The sequence below is a fragment of the Sphaerisporangium siamense genome (assembly GCF_014205275.1).
Lineage (GTDB): Bacteria > Actinomycetota > Actinomycetes > Streptosporangiales > Streptosporangiaceae > Sphaerisporangium > Sphaerisporangium siamense.
The window spans coordinates 4,109,415-4,133,337 of record NZ_JACHND010000001.1 but is presented as its reverse complement, the minus strand read 5'-3'; the positions used below and the strand labels follow the sequence as shown (position 1 = coordinate 4,133,337).

Annotated in this window: 29 protein-coding genes; 1 reads left to right on the top strand and 28 read right to left on the bottom strand. The window is 69.9% G+C overall.

Annotated features, from left to right (window positions below):
* Positions 1–44 precede the first annotated feature (44 nt).
* The 15 genes from BJ982_RS19030 to BJ982_RS18960 form a co-directional block, all read right to left on the bottom strand.
* A complete protein-coding gene (locus tag BJ982_RS19030) occupies positions 45–611 on the bottom strand; it encodes a hypothetical protein (protein ID WP_184881907.1) in 567 nt (188 codons plus the stop codon).
* Between the two features lie 96 nt (positions 612–707).
* Positions 708–1,685: a peptidoglycan recognition protein family protein gene (locus BJ982_RS19025; RefSeq protein ID WP_184881905.1), complete on the bottom strand. Its 978-nt coding sequence runs from the start codon at positions 1,683–1,685 to the stop codon at positions 708–710.
* Position 1,686: 1 nt separating this feature from the next.
* Positions 1,687–2,013 (bottom strand): putative phage holin, encoded by a 327-nt coding sequence (locus BJ982_RS19020; RefSeq protein WP_184881903.1) that lies wholly within the window; start codon positions 2,011–2,013, stop codon positions 1,687–1,689.
* Positions 1,994–2,251 (bottom strand): DUF7620 family protein, encoded by a 258-nt coding sequence (locus tag BJ982_RS19015; protein WP_184881901.1) that lies wholly within the window; start codon positions 2,249–2,251, stop codon positions 1,994–1,996. Before BJ982_RS19015 ends, BJ982_RS19020 begins: the two co-directional genes overlap by 20 nt.
* The gene (locus BJ982_RS19010) at positions 2,235–2,618 is read right to left on the bottom strand and encodes a hypothetical protein (protein WP_184881899.1); all 384 of its coding nucleotides are present in this window, start codon (positions 2,616–2,618) and stop codon (positions 2,235–2,237) included. The genes BJ982_RS19015 and BJ982_RS19010 overlap by 17 nt, the downstream gene beginning before the upstream one ends.
* A gap of 128 nt (positions 2,619–2,746) precedes the next feature.
* Positions 2,747–3,466, bottom strand: a complete 720-nt coding sequence (locus BJ982_RS19005; RefSeq protein WP_184881897.1) for a hypothetical protein — start codon at positions 3,464–3,466, stop codon at positions 2,747–2,749.
* A 17-nt stretch (positions 3,467–3,483) separates the two neighbouring features.
* Complete coding sequence (locus BJ982_RS19000) at positions 3,484–4,239, bottom strand: hypothetical protein (RefSeq protein ID WP_184881895.1); 756 nt, start codon at positions 4,237–4,239, stop codon at positions 3,484–3,486.
* On the bottom strand, positions 4,239–5,402 hold the full coding sequence (locus BJ982_RS18995; RefSeq protein WP_184881893.1) for a hypothetical protein: 1,164 nt from the start codon (positions 5,400–5,402) through the stop codon (positions 4,239–4,241). Before BJ982_RS18995 ends, BJ982_RS19000 begins: the two co-directional genes overlap by 1 nt.
* Before the next feature lie 25 nt (positions 5,403–5,427).
* Positions 5,428–6,483 carry a phage tail family protein gene (locus BJ982_RS18990; RefSeq protein WP_184881891.1) on the bottom strand — a complete coding sequence of 352 codons (1,056 nt, stop codon included), beginning with the start codon at positions 6,481–6,483 and terminating at the stop codon, positions 5,428–5,430.
* 15 nt (positions 6,484–6,498) lie between these two features.
* Positions 6,499–7,170 carry a hypothetical protein gene (locus tag BJ982_RS18985; RefSeq protein WP_184881889.1) on the bottom strand — a complete coding sequence of 224 codons (672 nt, stop codon included), beginning with the start codon at positions 7,168–7,170 and terminating at the stop codon, positions 6,499–6,501.
* A gap of 3 nt (positions 7,171–7,173) precedes the next feature.
* Positions 7,174–7,398, bottom strand: coding sequence for a hypothetical protein (locus BJ982_RS18980; RefSeq protein WP_184881887.1), 225 nt, complete (start codon positions 7,396–7,398; stop codon positions 7,174–7,176).
* A gap of 12 nt (positions 7,399–7,410) precedes the next feature.
* A complete protein-coding gene (locus tag BJ982_RS18975; protein ID WP_184881885.1) occupies positions 7,411–7,869 on the bottom strand; it encodes a hypothetical protein in 459 nt (152 codons plus the stop codon).
* Positions 7,870–7,933: 64 nt separating this feature from the next.
* Positions 7,934–8,401, bottom strand: a complete 468-nt coding sequence (locus BJ982_RS18970) for a hypothetical protein (protein ID WP_184881883.1) — start codon at positions 8,399–8,401, stop codon at positions 7,934–7,936.
* A gap of 9 nt (positions 8,402–8,410) precedes the next feature.
* Positions 8,411–8,635: a hypothetical protein gene (locus BJ982_RS18965; RefSeq protein WP_184881881.1), complete on the bottom strand. Its 225-nt coding sequence runs from the start codon at positions 8,633–8,635 to the stop codon at positions 8,411–8,413.
* Positions 8,636–8,691: 56 nt separating this feature from the next.
* Positions 8,692–13,872: a hypothetical protein gene (locus BJ982_RS18960; RefSeq protein WP_184881877.1), complete on the bottom strand. Its 5,181-nt coding sequence runs from the start codon at positions 13,870–13,872 to the stop codon at positions 8,692–8,694.
* Between the two features lie 138 nt (positions 13,873–14,010).
* Between BJ982_RS18960 and BJ982_RS18955 the strand changes: the two genes are divergently transcribed.
* Positions 14,011–14,541 carry a DUF4190 domain-containing protein gene (locus tag BJ982_RS18955; protein WP_184881875.1) on the top strand — a complete coding sequence of 177 codons (531 nt, stop codon included), beginning with the start codon at positions 14,011–14,013 and terminating at the stop codon, positions 14,539–14,541.
* Between the two features lie 361 nt (positions 14,542–14,902).
* Here BJ982_RS18955 and BJ982_RS18950 read toward each other — a convergent pair whose 3' ends face one another.
* The 13 genes from BJ982_RS18950 to BJ982_RS18890 form a co-directional block, all read right to left on the bottom strand.
* Positions 14,903–15,439, bottom strand: a complete 537-nt coding sequence (locus tag BJ982_RS18950; RefSeq protein ID WP_184881873.1) for a hypothetical protein — start codon at positions 15,437–15,439, stop codon at positions 14,903–14,905.
* Positions 15,439–15,927: a phage tail tube protein gene (locus BJ982_RS18945; RefSeq protein ID WP_184881871.1), complete on the bottom strand. Its 489-nt coding sequence runs from the start codon at positions 15,925–15,927 to the stop codon at positions 15,439–15,441. Before BJ982_RS18945 ends, BJ982_RS18950 begins: the two co-directional genes overlap by 1 nt.
* Before the next feature lie 6 nt (positions 15,928–15,933).
* Positions 15,934–16,167 carry a hypothetical protein gene (locus tag BJ982_RS18940; protein WP_184881870.1) on the bottom strand — a complete coding sequence of 78 codons (234 nt, stop codon included), beginning with the start codon at positions 16,165–16,167 and terminating at the stop codon, positions 15,934–15,936.
* Positions 16,167–16,496 carry a hypothetical protein gene (locus tag BJ982_RS18935; protein ID WP_184881868.1) on the bottom strand — a complete coding sequence of 110 codons (330 nt, stop codon included), beginning with the start codon at positions 16,494–16,496 and terminating at the stop codon, positions 16,167–16,169. The genes BJ982_RS18940 and BJ982_RS18935 overlap by 1 nt, the downstream gene beginning before the upstream one ends.
* A gap of 68 nt (positions 16,497–16,564) precedes the next feature.
* Positions 16,565–17,005 (bottom strand): hypothetical protein, encoded by a 441-nt coding sequence (locus BJ982_RS18930; protein WP_184881866.1) that lies wholly within the window; start codon positions 17,003–17,005, stop codon positions 16,565–16,567.
* Positions 17,005–17,436, bottom strand: a complete 432-nt coding sequence (locus BJ982_RS18925; protein WP_184881865.1) for an HK97 gp10 family phage protein — start codon at positions 17,434–17,436, stop codon at positions 17,005–17,007. The genes BJ982_RS18930 and BJ982_RS18925 overlap by 1 nt, the downstream gene beginning before the upstream one ends.
* Positions 17,436–17,816: a DUF6093 family protein gene (locus BJ982_RS18920; RefSeq protein ID WP_184881864.1), complete on the bottom strand. Its 381-nt coding sequence runs from the start codon at positions 17,814–17,816 to the stop codon at positions 17,436–17,438. The genes BJ982_RS18925 and BJ982_RS18920 overlap by 1 nt, the downstream gene beginning before the upstream one ends.
* Before the next feature lie 70 nt (positions 17,817–17,886).
* On the bottom strand, positions 17,887–18,255 hold the full coding sequence (locus BJ982_RS18915; protein ID WP_184881862.1) for a hypothetical protein: 369 nt from the start codon (positions 18,253–18,255) through the stop codon (positions 17,887–17,889).
* Positions 18,256–18,257: 2 nt separating this feature from the next.
* Positions 18,258–18,611 carry a hypothetical protein gene (locus tag BJ982_RS18910; protein WP_184881860.1) on the bottom strand — a complete coding sequence of 118 codons (354 nt, stop codon included), beginning with the start codon at positions 18,609–18,611 and terminating at the stop codon, positions 18,258–18,260.
* A complete protein-coding gene (locus BJ982_RS18905; protein WP_184881858.1) occupies positions 18,611–18,925 on the bottom strand; it encodes a hypothetical protein in 315 nt (104 codons plus the stop codon). Before BJ982_RS18905 ends, BJ982_RS18910 begins: the two co-directional genes overlap by 1 nt.
* Position 18,926: 1 nt before the next feature.
* Complete coding sequence (locus BJ982_RS18900; RefSeq protein ID WP_184881849.1) at positions 18,927–20,147, bottom strand: phage major capsid protein; 1,221 nt, start codon at positions 20,145–20,147, stop codon at positions 18,927–18,929.
* 13 nt (positions 20,148–20,160) lie between these two features.
* Entirely contained in the window at positions 20,161–20,505 is a 345-nt protein-coding gene (locus BJ982_RS18895) for a DUF2190 family protein (RefSeq protein ID WP_184881847.1), read from the bottom strand.
* A 7-nt stretch (positions 20,506–20,512) separates the two neighbouring features.
* Positions 20,513–23,905, bottom strand: a complete 3,393-nt coding sequence (locus BJ982_RS18890) for a hypothetical protein (protein WP_184881845.1) — start codon at positions 23,903–23,905, stop codon at positions 20,513–20,515.
* Positions 23,906–23,923 lie beyond the last annotated feature (18 nt).

Here is a 23,923-nt window from a genome sequence, read left to right as displayed (position 1 = left end):
CCCCTCCTCAGGGGTTCAGGGCCCGCCGAGGCGGGGACTTGCTGTTACTGCTCGGGGGCCGGGTTCTCCTCCTCGACCGGGCCCGCGACGAGCTTGATGGTGGCGGTGCCGGCCGGGACGATGTCGATGGCCTCGGTGGCCTCCAGGCCAAGCGCGGGGATCGACGCCTTCAGCACGCCGGAACCCGGGGCGCCGGACACGACGGTCGCCGAGCGGGTGTCCTCCGAGACGGTGAGCACCAGCGAGTCGGCGTTGTCGACAGACCACTCGATGGTCTCGTTGGTGTCGTAGCCGGAGGCGTCCTCGGTGTCGACCGTGTACGTGATCTTCTGGCCGGTGTTGAGCTGCATCTTCTCTCCAGTGAAGGTTGCGCCCGCGGGCGCGCCGGTGGCCTCGTCGACGACGGGGCCGGGGATGAGGCGGAGTCGGGTCGTGCCGGCGATCCACGCCGCGAACGTGTCGGCGGTCTGTCGGATCGCGTCCTCGGCGTGAGCGATGGCCTCATCCCGGCTCACGCCGAGACACAGCCGCAGGTCACCCACGAGCAGGTGGGTCTTGATGGCGGCCGTGAGAGCTGCCGCTCGCATGGCCGCGCCGTCAGATGGGGGCACGCGGTCTCCTCGGACGAAGCCGGGCAACAAAAAGGACCCGCGTCGCCGCAGGTCACAGAAAAGTGGTCTGAGAGTTCGCCGAGCCTCAGCCTCTGGTCAACGCCGGAACAAGGCGATCTTCGCCATCGTCACCTTCTCCAGCGTCACCGGCCGCGGCCCGGGGTTGAGGATCCGCAGCCGCAGCTGGTTGTCCGCGCTCAGCGCGAACTGGCCACCCAGGTTGCGCTCGATCCGGCCGTCGGGGTCGGCGTGCACGGTCAACCGCCACGGGTCGTCCAGAACCTTCGTGCCGTCGCGGGAGCACCGCGTCCACGCCAGGTCCACGTCCTCGCCAGGCTGCAGGCCGCGCAGCTTGACCAGTGCGTCACACAGCGCCCACCGCGCGCCGTCGGCGAACACCGCCACACCGTCGGCGCCGTGGTCGTCGGGGTCGTCCACGTACTCGGTGTGCCAGCGCACCACCAGTTCGCCCGCGGCGGGCACATCCTGGTCGCGGCCGGCGCCCAGGGACACGATTTCGGGCACGGCGTCCTCCTCTACACGCGTGGCGCTGGCCGGGGTCGGCCCGGCGCCGGTCATGAGCCGTGCCACCTCGGCACGGAAGTCGTTCATGGACAAGGTGTGGGGGTCGGACTTGGCGGTGTTGACTTCCTTGTGGCCCCGCACCCGAGAGGCCGGCAGACCGAACTCCTTGCACAGTTCGGCGCACAACCGGCGGTAGGCGTCGAGCTGTCCCGCCGGCCAAGGCGAGCGGCCGTTGTTTTCGGCCTCGATGCCGATCGAGGCGCTGTTGGTATGGTTCGGCGAGGTGGAGGGGGCGTTATGCCAGCACCGGCCCGCAGCGACGATGAAGATTCGCCCGTCATGGCGCAGCCAGATCTGCGACAGCGGCCCGTCCAGCCCGGGCCGGCCGTCGCGGACTACGTGCAGGTCCTCCCGGTCGGCGGTGTGGTGGCACACCACCCCCTCGACTGCGGGCTGGGGGCCGTGGCCGCGGGTCTTCCACCCGGGGCACTCGGTCACGGGGTATCCGGTGCGGCGGGCCACCTCGGCGAGCTGGGTCAGATACGGCATGTCAGCGTCTCCTTCCGTCTCGCCGTTCGTTGCGTTTGCCCTTGGCCAGCAGGCGAAGCCGGTCGCCGAGGATCCAGGCGATCGCGGCGAAGGTGAGCGTCCGCGCCCACTCCCGGGGCCCTGCCGGTGCCGGAGTCCATGCGGTCCCGCCAGCGACCAGCAGGACCGTCCACAAGGTCATCGCCGCGGCGACCACGCCCATGAAGGTGAACAGGTGGCGGCCCTCGTCGCTGGTCCACCAGCGGAAGAACAGCCCGTAGAACACTGCGCAGGCGAGCGCCTCGGTCGTGGCCAGGACGACCAGGACGCTACCCAGCTGATGGATCACCAGGGGTTCCTCTCAAGGCGTTGGCGAAGATCTCGGCGAACCCGTTGCGTTCGCGGACCCGGCGCAGCGAGGAGGCGATCTGCTCGACCTCCGGCCGCCGCGCCCGGGCCAGCTCCAGCTGCCGCTCGGCCTGGCGGCGCGCGGCGCGCGCGGCGGCCAGGCGCTGAGGCTCTTCGGTGGTGATCTGCGGTTCGGGCGCGGGGTCCGGCGCGGGCCGGCGTCTACGGGGCCACCACATCGCGGGCCTCTCCGGGGGGTACGGGGGCGATGGACCGCAGGATCGCGACCGTGGTGCGGCTGGACTCCATCAGCTCGCCGATCTGCACGTCCTGCTCGTGCCGCGCCTTTTCGGAGGCCAGCCACGCCGCCTTGTACTCGGCGGCTTCGGCGGCCTTCTGCTCGGCGTACTCCTTGGCGGCCTTGACGCGCTGCTCGGCGGAGTCGGTGAGCGCGTCGACCGTGGACCTCGGGACCAGTCGGCCGACGTAGACCAGTCGGAAGCCGTACACGACGGTTCCGACCAGCGCGGCGATGATGCTGCCGAGGACGCTCGCCTGTGCCGCCGTGATCGACAGCAGTTCCACTCGGCCTCCGGTCTCGGGCATGGGTGGGTGCCGACCGCGCCCGAGATCAGGGGCAGCACGTCAGGGGGGAGAGAGTGGTGCAACGCCCGTCAGAAGGTGAGGCGGACGGTCGACCGGCTACAAGGTTGGCGTGCTGCACGCAAAAGTCGTCAGCCCGCAGGGTCGGTCGGCACGATTCGGCCGAACCCGAAGTTGCGCGGCCCCATGAGCGCCACAGCGCGGCTCGCCACCCGCTCGCGTCTCGCGGCCGCCCACGCTTCGCGCTGCCGGCGGGCGGCGATCCGTGCCGGGTCCAACCGCACGCCGGCCAGGATCGCGTCCAGCGGATGTTCCGGCGCCTGATCCTCCAGCCCGAGCCGGTACTCCGCCGGAAGCCGGTCACCCGCTGCGAGGATCACCGCGCGCCGCCAGTCCAGTGCCCCCTGCCGGTCCTGCCGGGAGGCCGGATCCACGGTGATGCGGTGCTCGCGCACCGCGGCGACCAGCGCCAGGGTCGCTTCCAACTTCTCGGCCTGCGGCATGCCTGGCATCAGCGCGTCGGGCACGTCGGCGACGGCGTTCAGCAGCGCCATCTGAGCGGGGTCGTCGTAGGAGAGCGGGTCGCCCGGGTCGGGCAGGTAGGGCAGGTGCAAGATCGTGGCCACGATGCCCTCCAGGTCCTCAGGGTCGTGACCGCGCTGCACCACAGTCGTCTCAAGCCGGACGTGCGGGATGATCGCCATCCGGCGGCCGCCGCGCCCCGGATCCCACAGGTGCACACCCCACGTCGGCTCCACGCTCGCGTCCGGGTCCAACCGCGGGGAGGTCAAGTCCGGCGGCCGGCCCTGGTAGGAGGCCTCACTGTCGTAGATCTCGACCAACTCAGGCACGCGCCCCTCCTTTCAGGTCAGTGGCGGAAGCTCCAGAAGTAGCCCGCCTTGCCGGTGAGCGGACCCCCCAAGCCGCCAGAAGGCGACCAGTCGTGGTCGTAGGAGCTCGTCGTGCTCGAGGTCAGGCAGTGGTAGAAGTTCGGGTTGGACGCGCCGTCCCGAAGGGAGGCGACAGGCCCCATGTTGCTGTCCATGGTGGAGGGATAGTGGACCGTCGCCCCGACGAAGCCGCTGGCGATCGTCCAGGACCCCGACAGCACGCCGGCGTTGGAGGCCAGCGAACCGAAGTCCTCCCACTGCCCGTAATGCCGGGAGATGCCGTTGCCGGAGAAGTCGAAGTAGTTGTCGTTGCTCCCGTCGATGAACCCGAACCTCGCCCGATCAGACCCCCAGTAGGCAAACCCGCCGGCGTCGCCGCCGCCGTCCAGGATCCGCATGGACACCTGGCCGGAGGCCAGCAGCAGCTCTGAGGACACCGCGCCGGCGTCGCCGGAGACGATGTGCAGGGCCGCCTCGCCCGGGTACCCGGCGCTGGTGTCGGCCTGCAGCTTGGTCGGGTTCGTCCCGGAGGCGGGGGTGAGGTGGATCTCGGCGCCGATGTCGCCCATCGGGATCAGCTTGATGTGGGCCCCATCGGGGTCGCCGATGGTGACCGCAGCCGAGCGGATGACGTCTTGGGCCGGCCGGGTCTGGGAGGCGGTGTACAGCTGGTCGACCAGCTTTTCGAGCCGTTCGATCCGTACCAGGGCGTCCTGGGGGTATCCGACGGGCATCAGGCCACCAGCTCCTCGAAGATCAGATTGGCCTCTTCGATGCCGTTGCCCCGCTCGGGCGGCCTGATCTCCATGCCGATCACCCTCCAGCTGCGCACGAAGCTTGCGACCCCGTTGCGGCGGGGGAAACGCTGGTTGGTGAGCCGCAGCGTGGCGTAGTCCCCGAGCCGGTGCGGGGTGAGCGAGGTGGCCGGGTCCAGGCGCACGGTCGCGGTGTGTACCCGCACGGCGCCGGCCGCGGTCGCCGCCCAGTACGCCGCATACGACTTCAGCGCCGAGGGGTCGATCTCCCCCTGCAGGTCCAGGGTCCGGTCGATGCGCGGCCACCCGGCCTGCAGGTGCGCGGTGGCCTCCACCGGGGTGGAGAACTGCGGCCCGGACGCCGCCGACAGGTCGTTGTTGGCCGAGTCGCCGCGGGCCCGCCACCGGGTGCCGCCGCGCAGCGCGTCGGACTCCTGCGACCATTCGAGCACGTTGCCTGGCTGGGAGAACTCGTGGTGGCGGCCGTCGACGTCGCCGAGCTTGGGGAACGCCCAGCGCAGCTCGCGCCGCCGCTGTCCGTCGGCCAGGTAGGTGTCCATGTGGGTTTCGAACCCGTTGGTCTGCTCGGCCAGCTTGCGTACGGTTTCGCCGTAGTTGGCCTTGTCGGTGGCCGCGACGATCAGGTCCTGGAGCACGCCGCTGGTGCCGGAAGCGAAGGCGATGCCGAGCCCGGTGTACGGCAGGGCCTGGGCCTCGGTGAGCAGGTCCCGGGCGATGGTGACCCGGTCGGTGCCGTACCGGATGAAGTTCTGCTGGATCTCCACCGACGCCAGGTAGCCGTCCAAGGACATGCCGCGCAGGTCCACCTGCGGCGGCCCCTTGCGGCCCTGGCTGGTTTTGGCGTACCAGATCCAGTACGTCCCCCACAGGTCCACGCGCGTGCCGTTGTCGCGCAGGCAGTGGCACACGATCCGGCCTGGGCCCGCTGACAGGTCGTCGATGTCGGCGGGGATCACCCGGTCCAGCCGGCGGGCGATCCGCCGGTTGGTGATCGGCAGGCCGCCGGCGAAGGTGCCCGGCTGGTTGATGCGGTGGTCGAAGGAGACCTTGCTGAGCGGCAGGTCATCGATGGTCTGGTCGGTGAGCAGGTCGGCGAATACATACCTGTACCGGACGGCCACACCGACCCCCGATCCGCGCGCAAGGTCAGCTTTCGGCGGGCCGCCAGAACACATCCACCCCGGCGGCGCCGCCGGAGTCGGGGATGTACTCCAGCTCCCAGTCACCCGGGGGGATCACCAGGTCGGTGATGGCCACCGAGAAGTCATGGACGCGCACGTAGTCCAGTTCGCCGATCGTGGTGTCGCCGGTCCGGCAGTTGACGTCGAAGACATCTCCGGCGCCGAGTTCGACCTGGAACGCCAGGATCCGGCCGGCCACCCGGATGCGGGGGACGCTGGCGGGGCCGTGGAAGCGCAGCCGCGGCTTGGTGCGCGCGCCGCCGCCGTTGGAGATGACCTGCGGCCCTTCAGGGGTGACGGTGATCCCGAACTCGGTCAGCCAGTACCGGTAGGGGTCGGCGCAGACCCACTGGATCGCGACGTCGGCCTTGCCGATGCCCGCCAGCGTCGAGGGGATGATCCGCTTGGCGACCTTGCCGTAGGCCAGCAAGGTCTCCCCGCTGATCCGGATCACCAGCGGGTACTCGCTCTCATCGTCGCCGGGGGTCAGCAGGTCGCGGATGGCCTTGCGGGAGGCGGCGAAGGCGGTCTGGTCGTCGATCTGCACGGTCACGCTGACGGAGCGCTGCTCGGGATAGTCCGGACCGGCCCACGAGCCGTCGTCGTTGGCCCGGGGCGCGTTACCGGAGTCCAGCCCGGGCAGGTCGTCCCACCCGGCGAGATCGTTCTGGGGGCGGAACTTGTTGGCCGAGGACCACAGGACGCCTCGCCACTCGATCTCGCCGTCGCGGGTGATCGTGATGCCGGGCAGGATCGGTGTGTCCACCGCCAGCGGCGGGAACTCCCACACCGTGGAGAAGGCCGTCAGGTTGATCTCGGTGTCGTAGACAACCTCGAGCGCGGGGAATTCCCAGGTGGTGGCGAACACCGGCAGCTCGATGCCGATCGAGGGCGAGGTGACCTCAAGGGCGGGGAATTCCCAGACGGTGGCGAACGTCTCCAGCTCGACGATCGCGTCGGTGGATCTTGCCGGTTTGATCGCGGTGATCCGGGAGGGGAACCCGCGCCCGATACGAGCCACGCACGCTCCCCTCGGCTACCAGATGGTGCCGCGTTTGACGGCTTGGCCGACATTCATCAGCCGGATGGGGCGGCTGGGGCTGAGCGAGGGGAGAAGTTCGAGCGCCGCCCACTCCCAGGAGGCGGGAGAGGAGCCGGCCGCGTCGAGGTTGAAGGTGACGGTGGAGCCGACCGGTGTGGTGTTGGTGGCTTTGAGCAGCGACAGACCCTTGAGGCCGAGGTTCACACTCCAGGGCTCCGCCTGGTCAGTGCTCGAGGGGGTGCCCAGAGCGTTCTCTTCGACCGCGCCGCAGATACCGCGGGATCCGTCCACGGTGCTGGTGTAGGCGGTGATGGTCGCGTTGTTGGTGGCGGTGCTGCCGCTCCCCGTCGCTCCCACGGGCACTGTGAGGTCAACACCGGTGGCGACGTGGACCTTGACGGCTCCCTGCTCGGTGTCGAACGGGGCTGACACCTTGATGTTCGTCTGATCGGTGTTGTTGGGGGCGGTGTAGATGCGTACCCCCGAGGTGAGCATCCGAGGTGTCCACGTCAAGGCCGTCCCGGTGTTGGTTGGTGGCCTGGAGCCGGTGTCGAAGCACATCAGCACCGCCACCAGCAAAGAACCTGCGGGAGGGGAGAACAGCGCCGTCTCGACGGTGCTTGTGTCGGACACGGCGACATTCGGCGAGGACGCGAAACCGATCATCGGCTACCTGCCCGCAGGGATCGTGGCCTCCCACAGCACCCGGCCGCCGTCGTCCAGGACTCGAAGCGGCGCCGCGGCATAGTCGTCGGACGCCTTACACAGGGCGAGGTCGTGGTCGGCTTGGCCGCGTGCGTCGCTCAGGCTGCCGTAGGGCGCGCGCCGCTCGGTGACCGGACGCCCGTCGGCGTCGGTGTGCGTGCCGGGCCACCGCCAGTACAGGTACACCATCAGGTGGTTCTCCTACTCGTTCTCGGCGAATTCCAGGTAGGCCTGCACGTTCACGGTCGCCGGGGCGGTGCAGCGCAGCGCCCAGCCGCCGGTGGCCGCCAGTTGCGGCTCGCGGCTGAGCGGGAACTGCACCACGAGCAGCCCGCCCTGGGGGTGGACCAGCCACCGCTTGCGGACGGTCAGCACGGTCGGCTCCGCTGAGTAGTTGCGCGCGCCGGTCGCGCTGACGGTCCGGGTCGCGCCGGACACCTGGAGCGGGGTGTGGGAGGTCGAGGTGCCGGCGCCCGCCTGGGTGGAGGCGCACAGCTCGACCGTGACCGGTTCGGCGGTGGAACTGGTGCCATCGAAGGAGACACTCAGCTCGGTGATCTTCACCAGGCCACCCGAGGCCGCGATCACGTTCAGGATCGTTTTGGCAGTCGCCGCCGACAGGGCGATATCGCCGTTGGTGTCGATTGCATAGGTGGCCATCGGGCCCCTTTCATGCGAAACCCCTGCCCTACAGGGGCAGGGGTGAGGTCGTTGCCGGGACCCGTCAGGCCGTGATGACCCGAGACTTGGCGACGCCGTCGCTCGGCAGGTTGATGCCGAAGGTGCCGTCGTTGGTGGAGTAGGCCTGGCCGAAGGTGCGCAGCAGCACGGCCCGGTACGACAGGCTCGGCACGTGGATCAGACCGGCCTTGGCGCCGGTGATGGTGGACCCCGCCCAGGACAGGTTGTTGAAGTCCCAGCGCACCCACCCGGCCGCTGAGGGGTGTTCCTCGTAGACCACCCCGCTCAGCGCGATGCCCTCGGCGGTGTAGCCCGCGCCCGAGGCCTCTCCGCTGTTGAACGGCGCACTGCCGTAGGCGGGGTTGGCCTGCGAGAAGTTGGGGGTGATGGTGTCGAGGAACAGGGCGAACTTGAACATGCCCGGCGTGGTGTCGCCCAGGTTGAGGGCGATCGCGTTCGTCGCGATCTTGACTTGGGTGTCGACGAACCAGCCCTCTGTGGTGATAGCCACCCGGCCCCCTCAGCGCAGGTTGATCTGCACATCGACGCGGTCGTCGGCGTGCTCGGTGGTGTCGTGGCCGAGCTGGTCGCGGGTGCGCTTCCACCGCACCCCATCAGCGCGCCGGCCGAAGGCGTGCTGGTCACGGGTGGCGTCGGTCCAGCCGCGCGGGCGGATCTGCAGGCCCTTGCGGCGCAGCTTCTCGCCGTAGGTGATACCCGGCTCGTCGGGATCGGGTCTGGGCATGCGAAACCCCCAAGATCACAAAATGGGTGGATGAGCAGCACCGCCGGCCGGGCGGGTCACCGGCGACGCTGCAGGAAGTTCAGCTCCTCGGCGAGCTGCCGAGGCGAGCTGTTCGGCGCGGCGTAGAAGTTCTCGATCAACGGCCCGTCTCGGCCGCTGCTCGACTTGGCTGAACCAGCCGTGCCCGTCGCGGCGTCGTGCGCCAGCCGCCCTGCCAGCGATCCGCTCTGCGCCGCCCCAGCCCCGTACACCCCGGAGTAGGATGCGCCGCCACCGCCCATCTGCGGCGCGGACCGTTGCGCCGACCGGGCCTGGGTGCCGCCCGAGCCGGTGCCGTTCAGCGGCAGCGACCGTGCCACCTGCGCCGCCGATCCCGCCATGACCGAACCGAACGCCCGGCCCGCCGACGCGCCGATCAGCCCCGCCGCGCCGCCGACCCCGGCCAACGCCCCGGCGTACGCCGCGGCCCCCACGATCGACCCGCTGCCATCGCCGCTGCCGCCGTAAGGTTCGACCTGGTTGGACGGCTTGGGGGGCAGCTCCGCGGTCAGCGTGCCCGTGTTGTTCTTCCTGGTCGGGCCCCGGTCGTAGGTGACATCGTTCGGGTCAGTGCGGGCCGCGGGCTTCTTGGTGGCGGTGGTCTTCTTCGCGGGCGCCTTGCTGCCCGCCCCGCCGCCGGCCAGCGACCCGGCCTTGTTCACCGCGGCGGTCAGGCTCGTGATCGCTTTGGTCAGGGAGGTGATCGCCGTGGTCAGTTTCGCCGTGCCCGAGGCCGTGGTGGTGGCGGCCTGGCCGGTGGTGGTGGCCACCTTGCCTGCCGCCTGCCCCGCCGAGGAGATGGTCTTGGTCAGGGTGCCGGTCTCGCTGATGGTGGAGGTAAGCACGCCGGTGGCTCCGGCGAGCTGCTCGTTGAGCCCGGCGTTCACCGCATCCAGGCTGGCCGTCATCTGGCCGAGATTGTCGATGCTCACCGTCAGCCCGCCGGTCGCCGGGCCGGTGGACAGCACCGGCGTCCTCTGGCCGGCGACCAGCCCGCCGGCGGCCATGGCGATCAGCGCGAGCTTGCCCGCGGGCATGAGCTGGTAGCCCATGATCTGGGCGGTCGCCGCGAGGATCTGCGTGCTGCGCTCCCGCTTGCTGGGCGCCAGCGGGATGTAGCTCTCGCCTCCGGTCTCCGGCTCGGCCCACACACGCATCGCCCCGGCCGGGGCGATCTGCGCGATGTGATTCTCCGCGCCGGATGCGAAATAGGCGATGCCGCCCGCAGCGTATGGGTTGAAACTCACGCCGCCGTCGGCCTTGGTCTTGGTCTTCGGCGCCGCGATGGTCTCGGGCAGCTTAGTATTCACTCCGAGGATTTTCAGCTGCCAGTCATACAGCTTCTTAAGCTTTTCCTCCGCAGCCTTGGTTTCCATGTCGATGCGAATCTGCTTCGACTTCAGCTTGTCCAAGACCTCCTTGAGTTTCTTGCCGCCCTCCATCGCTTTGAGCGCGTCACTGCGGGAAATTCCATAGGCATCGGCCAGCAGCAGAACCTGGGCGCGGGCTTCCTTGTTCGACCCGGCCAGGTCGCTGAGCTTGGGAAGCTGCTCAAGGACCGTGCGCGTGGCGTCAGTGGTCTTCCCCGACAGCTTGGCCTGAGCATCGGCGCCGTCGCGGACCCTCTCCAGGTAGCCGACGAACATGTCACGGGCCCGGATCACCGCGTCGCGCTGCTTATCGGTCATCTGGGCGTTAATGTCCAGCTTGCCGTTGGCGGCGTCGATGGCGTCCCGGGCGTCGTTGTATGCCTGGCGCATGTTCTGCAGCGCGGTAAAGGCATCCGTCCGGCCTGAGAAGGTCGACAGGGAGGTATTGAAGCCGTCGAGCTTCTGCTTGGCCGTATCGATCGCGCTGCCGGCTTCGTTGGTCGGCTGGACCGACTTCCCAACGGCGTCGGTGTACTGCGGGAACAGGTCCTTCAGCCGGTTCAGGGGGGTGCCGGCGTTCTGCGCCTGCTTGGTGATGGCGTCGAAGAGCTTCGCCGCTTCCTGCGGGTTGCCCGAGGCCACCATGCTGGCCATGGCCTGGTCGAGGTTCTGGACCCGCTTCGTGCCGTGATCCAGCGTGACGCCGATCTTCCCCCCGAGCGTGTTGGCGAAGCCGGCCATCTGGGTGTCGAGCTCGTCCCACCAATGCCCGCTGCTCATCCGCTGCACGACATCGCCGATGCCCTGCAGCCCGCGCGGGTCCAGAATGCTGATCTTGCCCTGGATCTGATCGAGGACATCAGCGGCCGGTTTGCCGCCCTTGACCCAGTCGCCGAGGTGCCGGGTCAGGTTCGACATGTTGGGACTCAGCCCCGACAACTTGTCGTCGAGCAGGCCCACGCCCGCGGCGATGGCGGTTATGCCGGCGGCGATCCCCGCGCCCTGCAGGACTCCTCCGAGGCCGGAGAACTTCCCGCGGGCGGCGCCGGCGGCATCGCCGGCCTTGCCGACCTCGCCGCGCAGCCCTTGAAAGAACTCGATGGCATCGGTCGCGGTCTGGTAGCCCTTGACCGCGAGCATGACCGCGACGATGGCCCCAGCCAGCGCCTGGATCTGGCCCGGGCTCATCTCGGACAGTACGTCGGCCAGGACGAGGAAGCCGCCGAGCTTGATCGTCGTACCGAGCTTGGCCGCCGTGAAGATCGCCCCGATACCGCCGGCGATGGCCTGAATCTGGTCCGGCGACAGCTCGGCCAGCTTCTGAGACAGGCCGACCAGGAAGTCCAGGGCCCCCTGCCCGGGCGCGGCCGCCGCCTGGAGGATCTTCGCCACGGCGGTGCCGATGTTCTCGACGATCTTCTGCACCTTGGGCAGGTTCGCCTGGGCGTAGGCCACGAACGCCTTGAAGCCCGGGCTGGTCTCCAGGTTGGTCCCCCAGTCGGCGAACCGCTTGGTGATGCCGACTACCCAATCGGTCAGGTCACCTGCGTAGGGGAGGAACGCCTGGATCATCCCGGCGGCGCCCTTGCCGACATTCAACGCAGCGGCACCGAAATCGTCGATCGCCCCCGGGATCTCGGCGCTGAGCCGGCGGATGAACTCATCCCAGAAGGGATCCTTCAACGCCTCGCCGGCACGCTTCTCCAGCAAGGTGAACCCGGCCGCTGCGCCCCTGACCAGCGGGTTCAGCTTCGGCAGGGCATCGGCGATGAGGTCCAGGCCGCCGGAGATGACCGGGAAGACGTCCGGCTGGAGGCTCTTCTGCCAGTCCTCGTAGGTCGTCTTGAAGGCGGCCATGTCCTTGGCCAGCTCCTTCTCGGCCTTGGACAGCTGCGACATCTTGGTGATCGCTCCGCCTGCCGAACCGCCGGTCTGCTCCATGGCGGCCTTGGCCTGCAGTTGCTCGACCTTGAGCCGGCGGGCCGCCATCTCGGCGTCGCGCTGGCTCCGGACGAGCCGCTCCTGGGAGTCGATCACCTTGGCCTGGGCGTCGGCTACACGCCGATGCGACTCAGCAACCTGCCGTTGCGAGTCGGCTACACGGCGTGCGCTTTCCTCATCAACGCGAGCGACATTTGCCCTGGTTTCCGCCAGAGCCCGCTCGGATTCCTCTATACGGCGATTTGCCTGCTCAAGGGCGTCTTTTGCGTTCTTGACGCGGTCGGAGCCCTCGACGCCGTTCTTGTCGGCCTCGCTCTGCTCCTGCTGAAGCCGCTCGATGGAGATCTGCAGCTCGGTGACGCGCTGCTTGGCACGCTCGTAGGCGATCTCCGCGCGCTCGATGTCCTTGGGCGTCGCTCGCGGATCGGCCCGGGTCGCGTTCAGCCGCGCTTCCGCGTCCTGCAGGTCGACCGCGGCCTGCCGCTGGTCAAGTCGAGTGTCGATCAGCCGGTTGCCCAGGTCCTGGAGGCTGCGCTCCTCTTCACGACGGGCGTCGTTCAGAGCTTCCTGCGCGCGCAGCGCATCGGCCTGTGCGTCGCGGACGGCGCGCTCGCCGTCCTCGACCTGCCTAAGCGCCTCAGCGTGCCGGCGGGCGCCGTCCTCAACCGCCCGTGCAAGATCATCGGACGCGCGGCGCTCATCCTCCTGGGCCCGCGTCACGTCATCGATCGCCGACCGCAGAGCGCGCTTGGCCTGCACCACGGCGACAGCCGCATCCCGCACCCGGTTCTGCGCCTCGGCCAGTTGCAACGCCCGAGCCGCGGCCTCGGCCTGGGACGCCGCCAAGCTCTTGCCCGCCCCGCCAGCCGACCGGCTCGCGGACTCCTGCTCCTTCAGCGCCTCGTTGACCCGGCCCAGCGACGGCACCGCCACTGCGGCGAAAGAGGCCGCGCCGACGCCCGCCGCGCCGAACGCCGCGCCCAGCCCGGCGGCGGCGAACCCCACCGACGCCAGCGCAGGCACCGCGGCAAGCCCAGCCAGCGCGGCGGCCACCGTCCCGATCGCGGCCAGCGCACCGGCGATGTCCACGTTGACGCGCGCGTTAGCGGTACGGCCGTCCAGCCGGGACACCTCGCCGCTGATCACCGCCAGCGCGGCCGCCGCCGAGGCCGCGTCCGCGCGGATGTCGATGGTGGCCGAGTCGCCGTCGATCCGGGACAGCTCAGACTCGATGGACCGCACCTGCGCGATCGCACTCGCGGCGTCGATGTCGATCCCGACCCGCTTGCTGCCCAGTGACTCCAGGCGCGCCCGCAGGTCGGCGACCTGCCGCTGCGCCGGGGTGGAGTCGGCGTCGAGCGGGATCTTCGGCAGGGACCGGGCGGCCGCATCGACCTGGGCGCGCAGCCGCTCAGCGAAGGCGCCGCCGCGGATCTCCACCTCGACGGGGACCTGCACCGCGCTGTTGTCGAGCCGCTGGACCTCGCGGATCACCGACTCGATGTCGGCCAGGGCCTTGCCGACGTCGGCCCGGACCTCGAACGAGGTCTGGCCCTCGAGCTCCTGCAGCTCGGCCTGGATGGCGGCCATCTGCACCAGCGCCGCGCTGGCGTCGATGTCCACGCCGATCTTCTGCGCCGCCAGCGTCTGCATCCTGGCGCGCAGCTCGGCCAGCTTGACCTCGGCCGGAAGAGAATCCGCCGTGATCTTGATGTCCGGCAGCCGCTTGAACGACGCCTCGAGCTTCTTACGGAACCCCTCGGCCGCGCCCGCGGTCTCGGCGAACTGCCGGTTCAGGTTGTTGAGGCTGCCCTTGGCCTTGCTCTCCCCGGCGACGAACTGGGAGACATCCAAGCGGAGGCGGGTGGTGATCGTGCGGTCGGCCAAGGCGGACCACCCCCGCCCCAGAAATCACCGCATAACGACTTGCGACGATTGACAACCGCGTGAGCGAGATGGCCGTCATCATCGAGACCGGTCGGGGGACTGGAAGCGCCGCGCGCGCCATGTTGATCAGGAGTGCCGATGAATCAGCAGCCCTACGGCCATGGCCAGCCGCCCTACCCGCCGCAGTCCTACGGTCCGCCGCAGCAGTACGGCCACCCTCAGCAGTACGGGCCGCCGCCCGGCCATCCCCACCCTGCGCAGCCGCCGTACGGCTACCAGCACCCCATGCCTATGCCCATGGCCATGCCCGAACCCCGCAACGGCCTGGGCTTAGCCGCGATGATCTGCGCGATTATCGGCCTACTGTGCGGTATCGTCCCCATCGCCTTCGTCATCGGCGGGCCGCTGGCCATCATCGCCATGGCCCTGGGCATCGCCGGCATGGGACGTGTGCGCCGCGGCACCGCCAACAACAGCCGCACGACCAACATCGCGGTCTTCCTCAGCCTCCTGGCCTTGATCGCCGCGTTCAACGGCGCCCGCGTCACCTTCACCGCCGTGAACGAGTTCAACAACACGGTTAACCAGGTCAGCGACAATAATCAGAAGACCGTGGAATGCCTTCAGGGGGCCGAAACGCAAGAGGAAATCCTGGCTTGCGCCGAGTAGCCGTCTTATTCCTCGTCCTTTTCCGCGTGCAGCAGTACCCCTGGGGCTGAGGCGGCATACTCCTTATGCGCCTCGGCTAGCGGAGTGCACGCAAAGCACCGAGTTGCCGGAGGCACCCGGTAGCGTCCGTCGTTGGCCGGGTCGGTCGTCTCCTCCAACGGCAGCTTGCACCCCGGGCACAGACCGGCCTGCTCCTGCTTCCACGCCAACGCCCACGCGACGTCATCCTCCAGCCACTCCGGCTCCCGAAGGGTCACCGTGTGGGTGAGCCGGCCCTGCTCGTCGTAGTGGTAGGTCGTCGTCTCCACCGGCTCGCGGCCCAGCAGCTTGGACCGCGGAATCCGGTAGTAGGCGGCCAGGGTTAGCTCGTCGGCGTGCCGCCCGCCAGCGCGGATGCGGCGACGGAGAAAGGGATGTCCCCACCGCCGTTGTTCAGCTCGCCGATCGCCATGGTGAGCCGGGACCACTGGCCGTTGGTGATCGCATCCACCAGCTGCCCCGCTTGGTCTTCGGTCATCTTGGGCGACTTGCAGCACGCCGCCAGCGCCGCGACGGGGAAGGTCTCGGTGTTGTAGTCCGAGACGAGGTCGCCCTGGTTGCCCTTGCGGGGTGGGTGCTGCTTGAGAAGGTCGGACCACTCCTTGTTGGGCAAGGCCCTCAGCAGGAAGGCGACGGTGTGGGCCTGCATCTCCGTCCGGATCGCCTCGATCTGGTTGGCGATCTCCCGCGCGGTGGCGCCGCTGCCGGCCAGGGAGTCCTGCTCGGGTGCGCGCTGCGCCGCCCGCAGGTCCCGCTCCAGGGTGTCGAAGCGGGCCTGCAGGTCAGCGCGCAGGCACAGCGGGACGCTCTTCTCCGGCAGCTGCAGCTTCCCGAGGATGTCATCGATCTTCAGGTCCATCAGGCGGCCACCACCGCAGACGGCGCGGACTCGGCGTGGTTGAACAGCTTGCTCTTGAACTGCTGGGCGGTGTTCAGCTCAGGCGGCTGCATGTTCGGGCGGCCGCAGCGGACCGGGTGGACCTCGGCGTCCTGCCCTGCGGCCCAGGCGGTCTCGTGCGGCAGGTTGCGCCGCACCGCCAGGTAGCCGAGCTGGCCGTCGGTGAGGGTGTGCCAGGCGATGTCCTCCAGCGTGAGCTGCTTGCGCTTGCAGGTCAGCTCGATCTTGTAGGACACGGTGCCGGCGTCCTCGGTCTCGGTGCGCGAGGCGAGCGCGGTGTTGTCCACCGACGCCTGGTCGGGCTGGATGTCCAGGCCCTGCTTGGTGATGTGCTCCTGCAGGTCCACGCCGCCGTTCAGCTCTGCAGCGGTGGGGTTGTCGATGTCGGCGATGGTCAGGCAGAAGGTGACCTTGACGTTGCCGTCGCCGAGAAGGTCTGCACCAGCCATGGGCGGCTACTCCTTGTCGTCGGTGGCCGCACCGCGGCGCTGGGGCTTGGGGGTTGTGGCCTGCGGGGCAGGTGAGGACACCGCCGGAGAGGCGTCCGGGGAGGCGGCCTCGGTGGCATCGGTGGGGGTGTCGTGGTCGAGCCGCTCGTGGGAGGCGGCGAACAGGGGGAAGGCGCGCTCGGACACCAGTGCTTCCTGGCCGGTCGTCTTGTTGCGGACCGGGATCATGCGGCGCGGCATCAGCGGATCGCCGCCCAGGTCACGCTGCTGGTGGCCGACCAGGCGAGCGCGATGTTGTAGCCGTCGGTGGCGTCCCGGTACTCCGGCAGCAGGGTGATCTCGGTGATCTGGCCCGCCGCGCACGCGACGACCTTGGTGGGGTTGGCGACGCCGTACCCGGTGTTGCCGGGCGGTGAGAACGTGAGGTTCACCGAGGCGCCGGAGGCGTTGTTGACGAGGATGCGGCCGGCCTTGGTGCGCAGACCGCTGATCTTGTCGCTCGACGCCGCGGAACGGAACGTCAGCGTCACACCGTTCGGGCTCGGGCTCTGGATGCCGTATGTCGCCACGAGGGGCTCCTCCAGGACATGCGAAAGGGCCCGCACGCCTCAGGCGCCGGGCTCGGGAGATGAGGTGGTTAGGCGGGGCCGGTGCGCAGGGTGAACAGCGCGCTGGCGTAGTACTCCGGAGGCTGGACCGAGTCGTCGCGGCTGATCGGCCGACCGCCCTCGCCCAGCTGCACGCGGTAGGAGTTGCGGCCGGTCACGTCGAGCTGGCGGCCGACCAGCGTGGCCTTGACCTTGTCCATGGCCCGCTCGACCTGCGCCGGGGTGACACCGACGACCGTGGCCTGCGTCTCGTAGTCGAGATAGGCGTTGGGATCGCCGAGGTCGCCGTCAGTGCTGCCGGGCGAGGGGAACAGGACGACGTACGGCACGAACTGCGACTCGCCCGGCTCGCCCTGCCAGCCAGCCCCCGCGGGAGCGACGCCGACATCGACAGCGAGATCTGCGGCGGCCAACGCCGTGGTGAAGGCCACGGTGTGAGGGGCGGCCGGCGCCGCCGGGCTGACCGCCATCAGAAGGCATCCCGGAGAATCGCATCGATCGCCGCGTCGAACTCCTGTGTCGCCCGGTCGAACGCCGGCCGCATGTAGGGCTGCGGCGTGGTCCCCGGGTGGTTGACCTTCCGCATCGGGTGCTTGGCGTCCGGCCAGTACAGGGCCTTCTTCTCGCGAGGGCGGATCACGTGCGGCCGGGTCCCGTACTCCACATCGGCGCCGTACTCCGCCGTCGGCCCGGCCTCGAACCCCAGGCCGTCGTCGTCGAAGTCCACTCCGATCGAGGCACGCAGGTTGCCGGTGTCCACGGGCGCCAGGTTCTGGGCGTAGCCGACAGTGTTGTGGCCGGTCTTCTCCACGACCAGGCGACTTTTGGCCGTCACCTCGGCGGTGGCCTTTTCGATGCGCCGGATGTGAGTGATGACCTCATCGAACTCGAACTCCGCCATCACCGCTCCCGGTTGGTGGTGTCCTGCACGCAGGTCAGCAGCCGCTCCCACTGCTGGGTACCGCCATCGCCGACCGCGCTGGTGACCCTCAGGCGTCGGCCGACCAGCTCGGGGTCCTCGGCGGCCAGGATCTCGACGTCGTCGCCGTCGAGGATCTCCGGGGCGTCCCATCCGATGGCGACCTGGTAGTCGGTGGTGCCGGTGCGGCGCTCCCCGACGGCCTGGTAGCCGACGGGCACCGGCGGGGCGATGTGGCAAGGCCCGGTGTAGAGCGTGATCCGCGTCATCCCGGGGTGCCAGACCAGGTCTGTGTCCAGATTCCCGGTGCTACCGGTGTGCCGGGTGATGCGGCAGCGTCCGGTCTGAGTGCCTGTGGCCACCGGCCGATGGTGCTCCGACCAGCGAGGATGGATCGGCGTGTGGCCTCCGAGCGGCACGCGATCGCCTCCTTCACAGGAAGCCGGCGCCCCAGCCGCGCAGGCCCGCCTGCGGGTCGAAGTTCACGATGTCGAACCCGCCCGCGGTGTCGTCGCCCTCGCCCGCGTCGACCTGGCGGCGCAGCTCGGTGGCGGCGGCCTTGAGGGAGGCGGCCACGGCGGGCCCGTCGGTGGAGCGCCCGTCGATCGTGAGCTTCTTGGAGATCAGCGCCTCTGATGCGGCGATGACGTCCAGGGCCTGAGCAGCGGCGAGCCGGACATTGCCGCTGTTCAATGAGAGGAACGCCTCGATCTGCGGGTCGTTGAGCAGCAGGTTCTGCTCGTCGGTGTCCGGGATCAGCAGCCGCACCTGGCCTGCGGGGGTGGAGTAGTCGATCGCCATGATCAGGTGGTGAAGACGGCGACCTTCCAGCTCGCGCTGGCCGGGTCGACGGCGCCGCCGGTGGTGTTGAGCAGCCGGATCGTCACGGTGTTGGCGGCCGAGACATACGCGCACCAGATCAGCCCGGCCTCGATGGCGGCCGGCGGGCCCAGGGCGACCTTGTCGCCGGCGGCCGCGCCGGTCACGGTCACGGTGTGGGTGCCGATCGCGCCCGCGCTGATGGAGGCGAAGTCCAGGGTCGCGGTGGCGGTGAGCGGCGCGACGGCCGACCGGCCCGCCAGCTGCGTCGCCGGGACCTTGCCGGTGGAGTCCAGGGTGGCCAGCCCGTTCGGCTGGCCCTTGGCGGTAGCGCTCATCAGGAGCTCTCCTTGTTGGGCGTGGTCTTGCGCCGCGCGCGGCCGGGCCGTGTGGGACCGGCCGTCGCCGCAGCGGACTTCCCGGGGGCGGAGTTGGTGGCGGGCTTGGCCTGCGGCGCGGCCTCCTCCCCGCCGGGGGACGGAGCGGGAACAGGCTCGCGCAGCTCCACCCGGCCCCCCACCTGGGCCGCCGGCCGCTCGGGCAGCCGGTCGCGGACATCCCGCAGCAGGCCCCGGATGTCGTCCAGCACCTGAAGCTGCGCGGCGGCGTACTCCTCGGCATCACTGCGAGGCGTCGGCAGCGGGTGTCCCATGTCAGGAGCTGGTGCCGGTGGAGGCGATCGCCATCTTGTGGTCCATCGGCGTGCCGCCCAGGACGTGGCGGACGCGGTAGCGGATGCCGTCGTGCTCGAAGTCGCCCTCCTCCGGTGCGACCGGGCCGCCGCCGACACGAACCGCGTCGGGGGACTTCATCCACAGCTCGGGGGTCTCGTGGCCGATCAGGAAGCCGACCTCCATCGCCGGGCGGCCCGAGCTGGGGGAGGCGAACAGGTACCACGCGGAGTTGCCGGTGGTGGTGTCGATCAGCGGGAGCCAGGGGTTGACGCGGACGGTGACACGGTTGCGCATCCAGTTCTGGACGCGCAGCTGGTCGTTGCCGGTGCCGTCACCGCCGCCGCTGGCCGACAGGATCTCGGTGGAGTTGACGATGTTGTTGGCCACGACCTCCAGCGCCGGAGGCACCTCCAGCACCACCGACTGCACGTAGATCGGGCCGCCGTCGGAGTCGACCTGCTGGCCCATGATCTGCATGGCGACCTGCAGCGCCGACACCGACAGCGCGGGGTTGGTGACGGTGACCCCGGCGCCGCCGACGGTGGGGTTGATCACGTTCTTGTGGGCGTTGGAGAAGAACGTCGAGTTCGGGCCCGAGCTGCTGGCGTACAGGGCGGTGGCGAACCGTTCCTCGGTGCGCCGCGCGGCCAGGCCGAGCGTGCTGGGCAGGTCCGACAGGGCGTCCAGGTCGTCGTTGACGACGGTCTCCCATGAGATCGGGATCTCCGCGCCGTACTTCTTGACCGAGTACTCGTAGGCGCCGTCGACGACCGCGCGGGCCTTGTACGGGGCGAGCTCGCCGACCTCCGACAGCACGCCGCGGCCACCGTCCAGGGTGAACCGCTTGACGGTGCGAAAGTCGCGGACGCGGCCGCGGCGGGCGGTGATGTCCCAGTTGACGGGCATCGTGTTGTAGAAGGCCAGCAGTTGGCGGTCGATGACGTCGCCGAACAGGAACTGGAAGTCCGAGCGGGACATGGATTCCTGGAAGTCCAGGGCGGCGCGCCGATTGCCGCCCAGGACCCGCTCGTAGAGCCTGAGCGCCTCGGTCAGGTCGCGCTGGTAGCGCGGGTCCTGGGTGCGGCGGGTGATCCGGCGGCCCTCGCTGGCGTAGATGCGGGAGGTGGCGGCGTGCTCGGTGCCGCCGGTGTAGGAGTCGACCAGACCGAGCGAGGTGCCGGAGTCGGTGGTGAGCGTCATGGAAGTGGTTCTCCTAGTAGCCGACGAGGACGCCGATGGTGGTGGTGGCCCCGGAGGCGACGGCGTCCAGCGCGTACCCGAAGCGCACGCCGTTGCTGGAGTCCTTGTTGATCACACCCGAGTCGTAGTAGAGGATGTCGCCGGCGTTCACCGCGGCGTTGGTCGTGGTCTCGCCCTTGACCGGCAGCCGGAACACGCCGTCCAGGGCGATGGTGGTGAGGCCGTCGGCCTGCTCGTCGATGAGCGCGACACCGGGGAGCTGCCCGTACAGCACGGGGTCCCCGGAGTTCGGTGTGGTCGGCGCGGTGCACGGCACGCTGAGGCTCTTGGTCCACATGTGCTCGGTGTTGGTGGCCATCGGGTGGTTACCGCCTTCCTGCGGCCGCGGCCTTGGCGGCGTCGCTGGTCAGGCCGAGCCGGGCGAACTGCTCGGCCAGGCCGGTCTCGAAGTCGGACTCACTGAGCGGTTCGGTGGCGAGCGGCTTGCTCTCGCCCAGGCCGCGGACCTGCCCGGCCCCGCTGTCCTCCAGCAGTCCGGCGGCGTAGCTGTTCTCGGCGTCGATCGCCGCGGTGATGGACTCGCTCAGCGCCGCGGTGTCCAGCTCGCCGCTCTCGAGCGTGGGCAACGCGCGGCACACCGACTCGGTGACCCGGGCGTGGCAACGGGCGGGCAGCGTGCTGTTTTGCAGCGCCTCGGCGACCGCGGTACGGGCGGCCTTGTCGTTCTCCAGGCGCAGTGCCTTGGCGTCGGCGGCGTCCGCACGGGCGTCGGCGGCGTCAGCGCGCTCGGTGAGGGCCTGGAGCTGGGTGGTGGCCGTGCCGAGCAGGGCCATGGCCTCCTCGAGCTTGCTGCCCAGCGTGGCGGCTTCGGCCAGCTGGCGCTGCAGCTCTTCGGTGAGCTCGGGCATCTCGCTCTCCTTGATCTGTTCTGTGGGGACGGGCGGGGTGCCCGGTGGGGTGGACTCCTCGACGGCCGCCGGCGGCGCGTCGACGGGCTGGGAGGCTGCGGCGGGGGCCGCCTCGGCGGGTGCGGGCAGCGTGGCGCCGGAGGTCTCCGACACCATGGCGGGCGCGTCCTGGAGGGTGTCGTAGAGGCCGCGCCGGTACAGGCCCGGCTGGTCGGCCTCGACGCGCGCGACGAAGGCCTTCAGCCCATCGCCGATCGCGCTGGACAGGGCGATGCGTTCGTCCCGGGTGAGGTGGCCTTCGCCGTACATGTCGTCGGTGAGCTGGGTGAACACGGCGTGGATGCGCGACTCGAGGTAGGCGCCGATGCTGCCGCCACCCTCGACCAGCTCGGCGTGCCGGTCAGACGCGGCCTCCTTCGCCGGCTTGGTCTGAGGTTCGGCGAGCGCGGCGAGAGATTCGGGCGGGTCCTCATCCAGCTGGCGGTAGAGGGCGGCCAACGTCTTCGCGGCGGAGCTCTTGGCACCCGTATCCGCCTTGACCTGCCCGATCCGGGCGGCCGCGGCGTGCACGGCGTTGCGGTTCAGCGTGCCGTCCGGCTCGCGGACCGGCAGGGAGTAGTCGCCCTTGCTGTCGGAGGCCTCCGCCGGCCCGATCAGGCACGCCTTGCGCCACTGCTCAATGGAGTAGTCCGCGGCGGAGAAGCCAGACCAGGGCTTGGTGGAGATGGTCTCGCTCATCGCTCTCTCATTCAGAAGGGTGCGCCCCGCAGGCCGGCCTGCCGTGCGGGCTTCCATCAGGTCGCTCAGGGCCGATGTGAAGTCGTCCATGTTGGGGGCATCGATGACTGCGCCCCAGGCGTCGCCGGTAACGGGGGTGATCCACAGCTTGGCGCCGGGCTCGCCCCACTCGCCGTCGGTGATCTCGACCCGTACCGGCCCCACATTGGACTGGAACTCCGTGCTGGTGACACCGGCGTCAGGGGCGTCGGGACTGGTGTCCTCTTCGTCGAAGCCCTCGAAAATGACATCGACGGCGTGGTCGAGCCGCTCCTTGGACTGAGCGTTGAACACCGTCTCCACGGGGCGTCCGTCATCGCCGAGGTGGCGCAGGCCCAGCTTGCCGCCACCGGCGGGGAACAGATCAATCTTCCCCGTGGAGGTGTTGAAACGCCGGGTCCCGACGAGCGACTCATGGGCTTCTCGGATCTTCTCAGCGTCCCTGGTGCTGAGTGTGAAGGCGGGCTGGCCGTCGATCTCGACGTCATAGGACCGGGAGCCGGTTTTGGTGATGCGGCCGAAGGTGAAACCATCCTCGTCGATGAGCGGGTCGTGCTCGCCCCTCTCCAGCCTGTCGTCGTCGGCCGTGCCGATCCGGTCGTCGATCTCGGTTATCTCGTCGCCGGTCAGGGCGAAGGACCGGCCGTCGTCGCTGGACAGGTGGGTGTAGTCGTCCCCCTCTTCGCGGTGCACGGTGATCTTCCGGCCGCCGGTGGCGGTCACCTCGCGCCGGGCGATCGTGTTGGGCATGCCCCGCTCGTCGGAGTCGGTGGGCGTGGGCTGCCTGCTGGTGGCGCGCCGCCGGGCCGCCTCAGGGTCGGTGCGGTTGGCGCGGACGTTCTCCGCACGCTCCGCGGCCTTGGCCGCCTTCTCCTCCTGCGCGCGTTCGAGCTCGTACTGCCTCATGGCAGAGGAGATGCGGTCGCCATCATTCCCGGATATCTCTGTGCCGGGGGAGGCCAGGATCTCGTCGCGGGTCGCTCCTTTTCGGGGGCGCAGATGCACCTGGAAGGTGTCGGAGTCGGTGCGCTTCACAATCGCGAGAGGCTCGTCACCGGCGTCTGTGGGGATGGGCCGGTCTTTGCCGACGGTGAAGGACCGGCCCGATGACGTGACGCCTGCCTTCACCATCGCCAAAGCGGCCAAGCCGCCTGCCAGGTCCTTGTATTCGTCCTGGTCAACGTCGATGCTGGAGTCGCCGATTCGGACGGTTGCGCTGCCGTCACGGTGGTTGGTGACCTCTGCGGAACCCCTGCTGGTCTTCGCCGAGTAGGAGCGGCTGTCCTTGGCGCGATCACCATCAGAGCTGTCGCTACGCCGTGCGCCGCTCCCGGCCGACCGGCCGCTGCTGGGGTCCCCGCCGCCCGAAGACCCGCTCCCGGCCGCGTGACGGCCGCCCGAACCGCCCCTGGAGGAGCCGCCATGCGACCGGCCGCCACCGGAGTCGCCGCCTCCAGAGTGGACGCCGGCCTTGCTACCGAACCGGCCATCCGACGCCCGCGGATGTTTGTCCTCGTCCCAGCCCGCCGAGTGCCGGCCCTCGGCCAGGGAGCCGCGCGCGGACTCGATCAGCTCCAGCACGCGGCCGCCGGCGCCCGCCTTGGTCACCCAGTCGACCGAGACGCCGTCATCCAGGCTCGCGACCAGGGGACCCTGACGTCCTTCGGCCTCGCCGTACTCCACCGTGCCCGCGGCGCGGATCGACAGGCCGATCGCGCGCGCGAACTCCTCGTTCAGCAAGTCCCGCCACTGGGGGAACACCTGAACCTCGGCGACCAGACCGCGCAGGGCCGGGTCCCACTGCGCGTCGGTGAGCGTGACCGAGGCCAGGTCGCGCACCGACCGCTCGGGCCGCTCAGCGGACTCACTGACCGAGGGGTGGTCCAGGTACATCTGCGTGCCGGCGGGCCACGTCTTCGCGCCGTCCCGCCGGAGCAGGGCCTCGCTGTAGTAGCCGCTGCTGCCCCAGCCCTCGCGGATGAGCAGCGCACGGAAGCGGCCGGTGCCGGGCTGGGTCTGCCGGATGGTGCCGAGGCTGGCCGTGGCCTCGGCCAAGAGCTGCCGGTCGGGCATGGTCAGTCCTCGCTGTGA